Origin of the sequence: Mesorhizobium sp. M1A.F.Ca.IN.020.03.2.1 (assembly GCF_004023205.1) — a bacterium.
GTDB lineage: Bacteria > Pseudomonadota > Alphaproteobacteria > Rhizobiales > Rhizobiaceae > Mesorhizobium.
This window is the reverse complement of the sequence record NZ_RZSV01000194.1, coordinates 1-11085: the sequence shown is the minus strand read 5'-3', so window position 1 is coordinate 11085 and position 11085 is coordinate 1. Positions and strand designations below refer to the sequence as shown.

The following is an 11085-nucleotide window of genomic DNA, read 5'->3' as shown; positions in this document are numbered from 1 at the left end:
TCATGCCCTGGAACGACAAGAGCGGTGGCGGCGGCACATGGGGCGGCGGCGGCAATCAGGGGACCTGGGGGCAGGGACCGAAAGGACCAAGCGGCCCGCCCGGTTCGCCTCCCGATCTCGAGGACATTATTCGCCGTGGCCAGGACAGGCTGCGGCGCGCTCTACCGGGAGGCGGCGGCGCCAGCCCGGCCGTCCTCGGGCTGATCGCGCTCGCGCTTGTCGTGCTTTGGGCTTTCAAGGCCATCTATACCGTGCAACCTGACGAGGTCGCGGTCGAATTGCGCTTCGGCAAGCCGAAGGCCGAGCTCTCGCAGCCAGGCCTGCATTTCCACTGGTGGCCGATCGAAACGGTCGAAACGGCAAAGATTTCCGAGCAGCTCGTCAGCATCGGCGGCGGGGCGAGCAGCGGCTCCGGGCTGATGCTCTCCGGCGACCAGAACATCGTCAATGTGCAGTTCTCGGTCGCCTACCAGGTTTCCGATCCAAGGGCCTATCTTTTCGACGTCTCAGATCCCGACGGCATGCTGACGCAGGTGGCCGAAAGCGCCATGCGCGAGGTCGTCGGCCGGCGCCCCGCGCAGGATATTTTCCGCGACGATCGCCAGGGTATTGCCACATCGGTGCGTGAGATCGTCCAAAACACGCTCGACGGTTACAAGACGGGTCTGCAAGTCAACGCAATCTCCATCGAGGACGCCGCCCCGCCGCGCGAGGTCGCCGATGCTTTCGACGAGGTGCAGCGCGCCGAGCAGGACGAGGACAAGTTCGTCGAGCAGGCCAATCAATATTCCAACCAGAAGCTCGGCCAGGCGCGCGGCGAGGCGGCCCAGATCCGCGAAGATGCCGCCGCCTACAAGAACCGGGTCGTGCAGGAAGCCGAAGGTGAGGCGCAGCGCTTCATCTCCGTTTACAACGAATACGCCAAGGCGCCCGACGTGACGCGCAAGCGCCTTTACCTGGAAACAATGGAGAGGATCCTGAAGGACTCGAACAAGGTCGTCGTCGAGCAGGGCAACGGGCAGGGCGTGCTTCCTTATCTGCCGCTACCGGCACTGCAGCCCAAGGCGCCGCCCGCGCCTGCGCTGGGAGGTAACCAGTGATGGCCAACCGTCTTCCCATCATCGCGGTCATCGCGGCCGTCCTTCTGTTTCTGCTCTATTCGTCGGTGTTCGTCGTCAAGGCGGGCGAGCAGGCAATCGTGCTGAGGTTCGGCGAGATCATCGACGTCAAGACCGAGCCGGGCATCTATTTCAAGGCGCCATTCGCCTTCTTCGATGCCGACAGCGTTCAGACGATCGAGAAAAAAGTGATGCGCTTCGACCTCGACAATATCCGCGTTCAGGTCTCCGGCGGCAAGTTCTACGAGGTCGACGCCTTCATCGCCTACCGCATTTCGGATCCGCGCACGTTCCGCGCGGCGGTATCGGGGCAGGTGGAACTCGCCGAAGCCCGGCTGAAGACGCGGCTCGATGCGGCGCTGCGCCGTGTCTATGGTCTGCGCGATTTCGAGGCGGCACTTTCCGAAGAACGCGGCGTCATGATGCGCGAGGTGCGTGACCAACTGCGTCCGGACGCGACGTCGCTCGGCCTCGACATCGAAGATGTGCGCATCCGCCGGACGGATCTGACCGCCGAAGTATCGCAGCAGACCTACGATCGCATGAAAGCCGAACGCTTGGCGGAAGCCGAGCGGCTGAGAGCCCGCGGCAACGAGGCGGCGCAGCGTATCAAAGCCAGGGCCGACCGCGAGGTCGTCGAGATCATCGCCGAGGCGCAGAAGGAATCGGAGATCCTGCGCGGCGAGGGCGAGGCGCAGCGCAGCGCCACCTTTGCTGAAGCCTATAAGCGGGACCCGAGCTTCTTCGATTTTTATCGCTCGATGAATGCTTACGGCACGGCCTTGGACAGCACCGGAACCACCATGGTGCTGTCGCCCGACTCCGAGTTCTTCCGTTTCTTCCGCGATCCGGAAAGCAAGCCCGAGCCCGGACAGCCGGCGGCATCGCAGCCCGCGCCCGCGACGCCGGCAGCCCCGGCCACGCAACCCGGCAGCGCCCAGTAGCGGACGGTGCAGGATTTCCTCGCGGCCATCGGCCTGGTCCTCGTCATCGAGGGCCTGGTCTATGGCGGGGTTTCCGCTCTGGCCCGGAAACTGGCGGCGGAGGTGCTGTCGTTGCCGGAGAATGTGCTGCGGATCGCCGGATTGGCTGCAATCGCCCTCGGCGTCGCCATCGTCTGGCTGGTTCGCGGCTGATGAAATTCCTTGGTGCCGAGGCGATTGACGATTTATCTTCCGCCGATAGCTATAGCCGCAAACGTGCCTTATTTCTTGCCAACATGAATTGACGGGCGCCTTTGCGGAAGCGCCTTTCTTTTTCAAAACGCCGGGAGGCCACGATGATATCCGACACCCTGTTGCGCGCGGCGCGGCGCAGGTTTTTCGCCGGCGCCACCGCATTCGTCGTCGGCATAGTTGCCGTCCCGTCCTTCGTCACGCCCACGATCGCCTCCGACGCGCCGCCTTCCGTCGCCGACCTCGCCGAACGCCTGCTCGGCGCGGTGGTCAACATCTCGACCTCGCAAACCGTCAAAGGCACGGAAGGCCCCGGTGCGGTGCCGATGCCACAGCTTCCGGAAGGCTCGCCCTTCCAGGACTTTTTCGATGACTTCTTCAAGAACCGCGGCGGCGACAAGGGCGGCGGGCAGAAGGTGCAGTCGCTTGGCTCCGGCTTCGTCATCGATGCCGAGCAGGGCATCGTGGTGACCAACAATCACGTCATCGCCGATGCCGACGACATCGAGGTCAATTTCTCCGACGGCGTGACGCTGAAGGCGACGCTTGTCGGCACTGATACAAAGACCGACGTCGCGTTGCTGAAGGTCGATCCGAAGGGCCACAAATTAACGGCGGTGAAGTTCGGCGATTCCACCAAGATGCGCGTCGGCGACTGGGTGATGGCGATCGGCAATCCGTTCGGTCTTGGCGGCACGGTCACGGTCGGCATCGTCTCGGCGCGCAACCGCGACATCAATTCCGGCCCCTATGACGACTTCATCCAGACCGACGCCGCCATCAATCGCGGCAATTCCGGCGGTCCGCTGTTCAACAGCAGTGGCGAGGTCATCGGCATCAACACGGCGATCATCTCGCCGTCCGGCGGCTCGATCGGCATCGGCTTTTCCATTCCCTCGCAACTCGCCGCGGGCGTCGTAGATCAGCTTCGCCAGTTCGGCGAAACGCGGCGCGGCTGGCTTGGCGTGCGCATCCAGCCGGTAACGGACGACATCGCCGAAAGCCTCGGCATGGCGACGGCCAAGGGCGCGCTGGTGGCCGGCGTCATCAAGGGCGGACCGGTCGACAACGGCACGGTTCAAGCCGGCGACGTCATCATCAAATTCGACGGCAAGGACATCCACGAAATGCGCGATCTGCCGCGCGTCGTCGCCGAAAGCCCGGTCGGCAAGGCCGTCGACGTCGTCATCGTGCGCAAGGGCGTCGAGCAGACAGTGAAGGTGACGCTCGGCCGGCTCGAGGACGGCGAGAAGCTGGCCAGCGGCGAGAACGGCAGTACCGGCGAGGACAAGGGCGACAAGGCGGCTCCTGTGTCGACGGCTTCGGTGCTCGGCATGACCGTTGGCGAGCTCAACGAGCAGACCAGACAGAAGTTCGGCATCGCGGCCGATGTGTCGGGCGTGGTCATCACCGACGTCGCCAAGGATTCGGCCGCCGCCGAACGCGGCATCCAGCCCGGCGAGGTGATCACCGAGATCGCGCAGGAATCGGTCGGCACGCCAAAGGATGTCATGGACCGGATCGGGGCGCTGAAAGAGCAGGGCCGCAAGAACGCGCTGCTGATGCTCGCCTCGAAATCCGGCGAGTTGCGCTTCGTGACGATCCGGATGGACTGATTCCGGAGAGCCCGAACGGGTTGATTTGCAAGAATGGGCGGCTAGCGGGCCGCCCTTTTTCGCGCCTGCCAGTCGTCGCGCGACAGCCGGTACAGCGCATGCCGCTTAAGATGAGGGTGGCTGTCCGGCACGGCGGGATGGTCGAAATCGGCGCCCGGGTCGGCGCGCATGCCGAGCCGCTTCATGACGGCGATCGAACGATGGTTTTCCACGACGGCAAAGGAGACGATTTCGTCCAGCTCCAGCGTTTCGAAACCGAAGGAGAGCCAGGCTTCGGATGCCTCGGTGACATAGCCCTTGCGCCAGTATTCCGGTGCCAGCCGCCAGCCGATCTCGATCGTGCCGGCCGGCAGGGAAGGCACATGATCGGTTTGGAGGAGGCCGACGAAGCCGATGCACTCGCCGGTGGCGGCAATCTCGGCGGCGGCGAAACCGTAGCCATCCTCATCGATCCAGGCGCGGAGCTCGTCCATCTTTGCGTCCGCCGCGGCCCGGTCGCGGCGGAACGGAAAAAATTCCATCACGCGCTCGTCCGAGTTGATACGATGGAAGAGCGCGCGGTCGCGCTCTTCCCAATTGCGCAAGATGAGGCGCTCGGTGCGGATCGGCTTCATTGCACGAACTCGTCCTGGCGATAGCCCTGGAGGTAGAGCAGCGCCGTCAGATCGCCGTGGTCGATGCGGATCCTTGCCTGCTCAGCCACCGCCGGCTTGGCGTGAAGAGCGACGCCAGTGCCGGCCAGGCGGATCATGTCGAGGTCATTGGCGCCGTCGCCCACGGCAACGGCATCCTGCGTCGTCACGCCCAGCCTTGCCGCGATGTCGAGCAGCGCCTCGGCCTTGGCGGCGCGGCCGAGAATAGGCGCGGCCACCGTGCCGGTGAATCTGCCGCCGTCCTCGATCAGCCGGTTGGCGCGGTTTTCCTGGAAGCCCAGCATTGCGGCGATGCGGTTGGTGAAGACGTCGAAGCCGCCTGAGACCAGCGCCGTCCAGGCGCCGTTGGCACGCATGGTCTGCACCAGCGCGCGGCCGCCGGCGGCCAGCGTCAGCCGGTTGGCGAGGATGCGGTCGACCACCGCCGTGTCGAGGCCCTTCAGCAAGGCGACGCGTTCGCGCAAGGCCGGCTCGAATGCGATCTCGCCATTCATCGATCGCGCGGTGATCGCAGCGACACGGTCTTTGACGCCGATCTCGTCAGCAAGCTCGTCGATGCATTCCTGATTGATCATGGTCGAATCCATATCGGCAAGCAGGATCCTCTTCCTCCTGCCTTCAGCCGGCTGGACGATGATGTCGACCGGCTCGGAGGCCAATGCCGCGCGCAGATTGGCCGTCAATTCGCCGATGTCGGGAGTCTCCGGCAAAACCAGATCGCAGGCGACATCCTCGGCCAGCCAATGAACGGCGCTTGCGCCTGCCGCTCGCGAGGCGATATTCGCAAGCGGGACCGACACTCGGCGGTCTTTGGGATTGGACACAAGCGTGGCGATCAGAGGCATCGAAAATTCCGGCAGGCAGACGGGCGAAGGCCGCGTGAAAAACGCCATCCTGATAGCGGGGCCGACCGCCAGCGGCAAGTCGGCGCTGGCGCTGGACATCGCCGAGCGCAAGGGCGGCGTCATCGTCAACACCGATTCCATGCAGGGCTATTCGGTTCTTGACGTGCTGACGGCGCGTCCGAGCGCGGCCGAAACGGCGCGCGTGCCGCATTATCTGTACGGTCACGTGCATCCTTCGACAGCCTACTCGACCGGCGCCTGGCTGCGCGACGTCACCGGGCTGATCGCGGAAGGTATTTTCTCCGGCCGGCCGGCTGTCTTCGTCGGCGGCACCGGGCTCTATTTCCGAGCTTTAGCCGAAGGCATCTCGGACATGCCCGACATTCCGCCTTCGGTGCGTGAGCGCTGGCGCTACGAACTCAAGGAACAAGGGGCAGAACGGCTGCACCGTGTACTGATGCATCAGGATTCGGCTGTCGCCATGCAGCTCCGGCCGACCGATGGCCAGCGCATTGTGCGGGCGCTGGAGGTGCTCGACGCGTCGGGACGGTCGATCCTTGAATGGCAAGCGGCACGCGGCCAGCCGCTCATCGACCGCGACAGCGCACGCTTCCTGGTGATCGAGCCGGATCGCGGCGAACTGGTGGCGCGTATCGGGGCGCGTTTCGATCAAATGCTCGACAAGGGCGCGCTCGACGAGGTCAGGCAGTTGATGGCACTCGACCTCGATCCGAACCTGCCGGCGATGAAGGCGATCGGCGTGCGCGAGCTGCAGGCCGCGATGGCCGGACACATGGGCTTTCCCCAAGCGATTGAGCGAGCCAAGATCGCGACGCGCCAATATGCCAAGCGGCAGACGACCTGGTTCAAACACCAACTGGGGCCGGAGTGGCAAAGGTTACGCCCGGGCGAGAAATGGTCAATCGAGGACTGATAGAATGCGATTTGATCAGGGCTTGGAATTGAGAGCGCAGCTTCCCGTCACGGTTGTCCGGGTTAACCGTCCGTAAGGCCTGGCATGCCATAACGGCGACGGTCGCAGTACCGCGGGGCGTTATGCGTTTTCACAAGGCGGAATCGGCGTTTTTCGTCTTTATCTTCGTGATCCTGGCCGCCGGCCTGGTGACCTTTCACGCCTATGGCCAATTGCAGGATATCGCGACCGCTCTCGACACCGCATCGCGTCTCGACAGAATCGCCTATCTCAACAAATTGCTGTTCGTGACCGGTGCGCTGCTGGCTGCTGCCTTGTTCTTTGGAACCTTCTTCATCTACCCGCTGATCCGCGGCCAGGTGAGGGAAGAGGGCAAGTTGCGCGCCATGACGGTGTCGCTGAGCGCCCGTTCGCAAACGCTTGAGCACGCAGCACTCACCGACGGCCTGACCGGAATGCAGAACCGCCGCTACTTCGATGACGCGTTGCGGGAATATCTCGACGAATTCGGCCGCATCGACAAGCCGGTGGGCCTGATGATCCTCGATCTCGATCATTTCAAGCAGGTCAACGACACGCATGGCCACGATGTCGGCGACGAGGTTCTGCGGTCCGTCGCGCAGTGCGTACGGGGCATGACCCGCTATCACGATGTGGTGGCGAGGCTGGGCGGCGAGGAGTTCGCCGTGGTCACGCCCAACATGGATGCGGAACTGCTCGCGCGGTTCGCCGAGCGCATCCGCAAGGCGATCGCCAACCTGTCGATCATGTCGGGCAATGTGCGGCTGAAGGTCACCACCAGCGTCGGCCTCGCCGTCTGGGACCGCAAGGAGAGTGCCGAGGACTTCTATCGCCGCGCCGACCGGCAGCTCTACGAGGCGAAGAAGCAGGGCCGCAACCGCGTCTGCGCCTGAAATTCCATGATCAAATTCTTGACGCTGGCCGCCTGGAGCCGTGTTCTGCGCTTCTACCGCGCCGCGCGTCTCCTATGATCCTTTCCGAAAAGCGTTCTCGATTTTCGGGGTCATGCGCGTGCTCACGGACTATATGTCCGCTCCGGTTCTCGAAAGCGACTTCAGTCGACTCAGCCCGGGACTCAGTCGGCGCGAAGATGCAGAACGATTAGTCGTTCTGCTGGCGCATGCCGAAGGTCGAGGGCCTCAGGCCGTAACGCATGTCGAAATCGTCGTCCGGTTGCACGCGCGGCGCCGATGGCTTGCGGTAGTCGGGGTCGCCAGCCTGGCGCCCGGTATCGACGGCTTCGGCGAACGCTATCGACTGCTGCGGTTTCGGCACGTTGCGCAGACGCTCGACAATTCCGGCGAGATCGACATCGTCGCCGGAATCCGCGGGCAAGGCCTGCTCCCGCTTCGCTGTGCCGGGAATGAATTCCTGGGACAGTTTCTCGAATTTGAGCCGCATGGTCGTCGCCACGCCTTCGCCGAAGGCAATGGCTTCGCGCTGGCCCATGGAGGACAGGAACGCGAGCGTCGAGGCCGAGGAATCGGCGATCGCCGAGCGGATGATCGCCTGGTCCTGCTCGTTGGCGAGCCGCATGGCGAAGAAAGTCGAGCATTGCGACAGGATGGTCGGATCGAGCTCGCCTGGACGCTGGGTCACAACGCCGAGATAGCAGCCATATTTGCGGCCTTCCTTGGCGATGCGCGACAAAGCGTGCCTGGTCGGCGCGAAGCCGAGACGCGGATCGGCAGGCATGTAGCGGTGCGCTTCCTCGCAAAGCAGGAGCAGCCGCAGCCGGCCCTCGCTCCAGAGCGCAAGGTCGAAGGCGAGGCGCGCCAGCACCGAGCAGACCGAATTGACGACTTCGGACGGCATGCCCGCCATCTCGAAGCAGGTCACCGGACGTCCATGGTTCGGTACGCGGAAGATGTTGCCGATCGTCTCGTGGATGGTGTCCTCGATCAGCCGCGAATTAAACATGAAACGGTAGCGCGGGTCGGAAGCGGCCGATTCGATGCGCGTCCTCAACGACTTCAGTGTCGGCCGATCGTTCTTGCTTTCGAGCAGACCCATGCGCTCGTCGATCTGCTTGAGCAGATCGGCGATGCGGTAAGGCACCGGCGTGTCCGCCGTCAGCGCATCGCTGCCGCGCCTGATATACGAGCCGGAGCTCGGGTTGCGATAGAGGTTCTTGGCGGCCGGGATGAGGTCGCGCAGGACGTCGACTTCCTCCGGAACGGTCTCGCGACCGCGAAACAGAACTTCGGCGAATTCTTCCAGTCTGAACATCCAGAACGGCAGGTCGAGCGTCTTGGAATCAACCTTCACGCAGTATTCCGGAAGCGAGGCGGCAAACTCGTTGTGCGGGTCGAGGATCAGCACGCGCAGATCGGGCCGCGCCTCGATCGATTTGCGCAACAGCAGCGAGACAGCCGTGGATTTGCCGACGCCGGTCGTGCCGACAATGGCGAAATGGCGCGCCAGCGTGTCGTCGACAGCGATGTTGGCGTCGATCGCCTCGTCCTGGGACAGCGTGCCGATGGTGATCGAATGGCGGCCGGCGAGATCGTAGACGGCCTGCAGGTCGCGGCTGCGGATACGGTGGGCAACCGCGCCGATATGCGGATAGGTGGTGATTCCGCGGTCGAAGACCGGTTTGGCGCTGGGCTCGGCTCCGTCGCGCACCTCGCCGATCAGTTCGATGCTGACCTCGATTGCGTTCTGGCCCTCATTGCTCCAGGCGCGGTCAGACTTGCCGATCGCATAGACAAGGCCAACGGTTCGCGTCGCGCCAAGGTTGATGGAAATCATCTTGCCGACGGTCCACAGGCCGGTCACCGTGCCTTCGGCATCTTCGGCATAGGCGCTGATGGTAGCGCGCGCACCGTCGCATTGCACGACGTTGCCCAGGATGCGCTTGTCGCTCTGCTGGGCGTCGCGGCGCTCCTGCGAGGTCGGCTCCCCAATGGAGGCTTCGCGTTCAACAAACATCGGTTACCTGTCCCATTCCCCTCGGGGTCAAAGCTATCCCAATCGGGGTTAAAGCCGCGTGAGGTCGGATGGTGTAGGGCCCGTTAAACCACTCGCGAAAATGCGATCGACCAGCCTCTTCCTTCATCCCGGAATTTCGATATATTGGATGAATGACTGATATATCGAACGACATCACGTCCACGATCGGCAGGCGGATACGCTCCGAGCGTGATTTGCGGGGATGGTCGCTGGCCGAGTTGGCCGAGCGTTCCGACGTTTCCAAGGCGATGCTGAGCGCCATGGAGCGCGGCATGACAAGTCCGACCGCGGCGCTCCTCGTGCGCATCGCGTCGGCTTTCGGCATGACGCTCTCCACGCTGATTGCCCGCGCCGAAATGCAGGGCGGCAGTGTGTCCCGCAAGGACGAGCAGCCGGTCTGGCAGGATCCGGCGACCGGCTATGTGCGACGGCATCTGTCGCCGGCAACGCAAATGCCGCTCGAACTGATCCGGGTCAGCCTGCCGGCAGGCGCCAAGGTCGAATTCCCGGCAGCGTCCTATGCCTTCATCAAGCAGCAGATCTGGCTGATCGGCGGCCGCCTGGACTTCACCGAAGGCAATGTCGTGCACAGGCTGGAGCCGGGCGACTGCCTGGCGCTCGGAGCCCCGTCGGACTGCACCTTCCACGCTCCGGGACCGGAAGCCGCCGAGTATCTGGTGGCGCTGGTCCGGGGCTGATCGCATGGCACGCCGGCCTGAACGGTCCCACAATGGCGGGCCGCCTCTCGACGACTACGAAGGTCCGCCCTGGGGCAAGGGGGACCCCTACATCTTTCTTGCCTGGCGCACCGCCCACGACAAAGCCTGGAAGGCGCCGAGCCACGCCGTCATGCTGATGCGGCTGGAAAAGGCCGAGCGGCTTGGGCTCACCTATGAGGAATACACGCTCGAGATCCTGGAGCGCGGGCGGCACCTCAGCGAGGACGAAGCCGAGCGTATCGCGGAAATCCGAAGGGCGCGCCGCCGAAGACGTAGCAGTCATTTCGCATGACCGCGGCCCGATACCTCATCACTGGAGACCACCGACATGAACCCGCCTGAAATCAGGGCGCTGAACGACGACGCAAAAACCAGCGGGATGCTCGCCGACCTGCTGATCGAGACAGTCGCCGCCGGCGGATCGGTGAGCTTCATGCATCCCTTGTCCCCCGATGCAGCCCACGAGTTCTGGCGCAAATCGCTCGCTGCCGCGGCGCGCGGGGAACGGGCAGTGCTGGGCGCATGGGATGGCAAGACGCTTGCCGGCACCGTCACACTGCTTCTCGACTGCCCGCCCAACCAACCGCACCGCGCCGAGATTGCCAAGCTGATGACCCGCCTCGACTATCGCGGCAAAGGTATTGCCACCGGCCTGATGCGGGCCGCCGAGGAACTGGCGGTCAAGAAAGGGCGCACCCTGCTGGTGTTGGACACAGCAAGCGAAGAGGGGGCCGGCGGCCTTTACGAAAAACTCGACTTCTCGCTGACCGGCGAGATTCCGGACTATGCGCTAAAACCCCATGGTGGGCTCACCGGCACGCTCATCTATTGGAAGCGGATAGGGGAGCCAGCCCGGGCGCTATGCTGAAATGCTGGCGAGACGCGACAAAAGCCAGCGGCGAAAATCCTGTTCGGCGCCGGACAGCCGCGATGACGATGGCCATGTTAGGAAGTGACCCGATGGGCTCGAGAGCTCGAAATCGGAAAGCCTGACAAGGAGATTGTCCTTTAGCGCGGCCTCGATGAGCGGCCGCGAGCCCAGCAGCGCTCCG

The 11085-nt window shown here is 64.0% G+C and carries 12 protein-coding genes and 1 pseudogene; 9 read left to right on the top strand and 4 right to left on the bottom strand.

The annotated features are described in order from the left end of the window. Positions 1 to 2 precede the first annotated feature (2 nt). The 4 genes from hflK (at position 3) to EOA79_RS24490 (ending at position 3909) form a co-directional block, all read left to right on the top strand. Positions 3 to 1100 carry an FtsH protease activity modulator HflK gene (hflK, locus tag EOA79_RS24505; RefSeq protein WP_128293376.1) on the top strand — a complete coding sequence of 366 codons (1098 nt, stop codon included), beginning with the start codon at positions 3 to 5 and terminating at the stop codon, positions 1098 to 1100. Beyond that, on the top strand, positions 1100 to 2062 hold the full coding sequence (locus EOA79_RS24500; RefSeq protein WP_067323214.1) for a protease modulator HflC: 963 nt from the start codon (positions 1100 to 1102) through the stop codon (positions 2060 to 2062). Before hflK ends, EOA79_RS24500 begins: the two co-directional genes overlap by 1 nt. 6 nt (positions 2063 to 2068) lie before the next feature. Further along, positions 2069 to 2254 carry a DUF2065 family protein gene (locus EOA79_RS24495; RefSeq protein WP_128293375.1) on the top strand — a complete coding sequence of 62 codons (186 nt, stop codon included), beginning with the start codon at positions 2069 to 2071 and terminating at the stop codon, positions 2252 to 2254. 143 nt (positions 2255 to 2397) lie between these two features. Continuing rightward, positions 2398 to 3909 carry a DegQ family serine endoprotease gene (locus EOA79_RS24490; protein WP_067323217.1) on the top strand — a complete coding sequence of 504 codons (1512 nt, stop codon included), beginning with the start codon at positions 2398 to 2400 and terminating at the stop codon, positions 3907 to 3909. Between the two features lie 41 nt (positions 3910 to 3950). Here EOA79_RS24490 and EOA79_RS24485 read toward each other — a convergent pair whose 3' ends face one another. Both EOA79_RS24485 and serB read right to left on the bottom strand, forming a co-directional pair. Next, the gene (locus EOA79_RS24485) at positions 3951 to 4523 is read right to left on the bottom strand and encodes a GNAT family N-acetyltransferase (protein WP_095802670.1); all 573 of its coding nucleotides are present in this window, start codon (positions 4521 to 4523) and stop codon (positions 3951 to 3953) included. Then, a complete protein-coding gene (serB, locus tag EOA79_RS24480) occupies positions 4520 to 5407 on the bottom strand; it encodes a phosphoserine phosphatase SerB (protein WP_095802669.1) in 888 nt (295 codons plus the stop codon). The genes EOA79_RS24485 and serB overlap by 4 nt, the downstream gene beginning before the upstream one ends. Between serB and miaA the strand changes: the two genes are divergently transcribed. Then, positions 5397 to 6341, top strand: coding sequence for a tRNA (adenosine(37)-N6)-dimethylallyltransferase MiaA (gene miaA, locus EOA79_RS24475; RefSeq protein ID WP_095825023.1), 945 nt, complete (start codon positions 5397 to 5399; stop codon positions 6339 to 6341). The genes serB and miaA overlap by 11 nt on opposite strands. A 122-nt stretch (positions 6342 to 6463) precedes the next feature. Continuing rightward, a complete protein-coding gene (locus EOA79_RS24470; RefSeq protein WP_066990920.1) occupies positions 6464 to 7255 on the top strand; it encodes a GGDEF domain-containing protein in 792 nt (263 codons plus the stop codon). Positions 7256 to 7463: 208 nt separating this feature from the next. Here the strand turns inward: EOA79_RS24470 and EOA79_RS24465 are convergent, their stop codons facing one another. Further along, positions 7464 to 9293 carry an ATP-binding protein gene (locus EOA79_RS24465; RefSeq protein WP_095824891.1) on the bottom strand — a complete coding sequence of 610 codons (1830 nt, stop codon included), beginning with the start codon at positions 9291 to 9293 and terminating at the stop codon, positions 7464 to 7466. Between the two features lie 152 nt (positions 9294 to 9445). Between EOA79_RS24465 and EOA79_RS24460 the strand changes: the two genes are divergently transcribed. Genes EOA79_RS24460 through EOA79_RS24450 form a run of 3 tightly spaced genes read left to right on the top strand, consistent with a single transcriptional unit; the run spans position 9446 to position 10901 of the window. Beyond that, positions 9446 to 10012: an XRE family transcriptional regulator gene (locus EOA79_RS24460; protein WP_095802667.1), complete on the top strand. Its 567-nt coding sequence runs from the start codon at positions 9446 to 9448 to the stop codon at positions 10010 to 10012. Between the two features lie 4 nt (positions 10013 to 10016). After that, positions 10017 to 10325: a hypothetical protein gene (locus tag EOA79_RS24455; RefSeq protein WP_095824890.1), complete on the top strand. Its 309-nt coding sequence runs from the start codon at positions 10017 to 10019 to the stop codon at positions 10323 to 10325. A gap of 36 nt (positions 10326 to 10361) precedes the next feature. Beyond that, positions 10362 to 10901 (top strand): GNAT family N-acetyltransferase, encoded by a 540-nt coding sequence (locus tag EOA79_RS24450; RefSeq protein WP_127335352.1) that lies wholly within the window; start codon positions 10362 to 10364, stop codon positions 10899 to 10901. Here the strand turns inward: EOA79_RS24450 and EOA79_RS33240 are convergent. Then, positions 10893 to 11085: pseudogene (locus EOA79_RS33240) on the bottom strand (LysR family transcriptional regulator); the annotation flags it as partial. The gene EOA79_RS24450 and the pseudogene EOA79_RS33240 sit on opposite strands and share 9 nt — an antisense overlap.